We start from the raw sequence: 620 nt of genomic DNA on the forward strand, positions 1-620 counted from the left end.
TACTGGTTTTTGGCATCGTAAACAGCACGGGGTTCGTTGGCCAGTACCGTGCGCCAGCGGCCAGGCCCATTGTGCTCTGCTCCCACATTCACCGGGTCACCCGGCTCTGGCCGGCAGGCCATTTCCACCTCTGCTGACCACTGCGGGCGCCTGCTGGTCTGCGTGCCTATATACCTCGACACGCTTTCCACCAGTGACAACGGCAACAGCAGCAGGGTGGGCAGCCATTCCAGCCGGGATTCCACCTGCAGCAGCATCTGTAAACCTGTGATGTACCCTTCCCTGCCATGCTCCACCGGCGGGCAGTACAGCACTGTGGCAGCCAGCTCCGCCACACAGTCCTCTTCCATATAACAGCGGATAAACTCCCAGTAGCGGGAGAGCTCATCCCGGGTGCCCACATGGCCAAAACTGAAGGTGTTCAGCACGGTGTCGTTATCTTCCGCCAGAATGTGCCCGACAATGCATTCATTTAACCGTTGCCGGTTGGTGGTGAAATAAATCTTATTCCAGGGAACGGTGATTATCTCGCCACTGACCTGAAAGATATGGACCTGCCGGGTTTTACGGTTAAAACGAACCGGGTAATGGGTATAACGGAACCATTCTTTTAACAGAAT

Annotated in this window: 1 protein-coding gene; it reads right to left on the bottom strand. The window is 55.8% G+C overall.

Features of this window, described 5'->3' with window-relative positions; translation table 11 throughout:
• The coding region (locus A9B99_RS24055; RefSeq protein ID WP_331710067.1) for a DUF6708 domain-containing protein at nt 1–620 on the bottom strand (620 nt) is incomplete at both ends.

The organism is Mangrovibacter phragmitis (assembly GCF_001655675.1).
Taxonomy (GTDB): Bacteria; Pseudomonadota; Gammaproteobacteria; order Enterobacterales; family Enterobacteriaceae; genus Mangrovibacter; species Mangrovibacter phragmitis.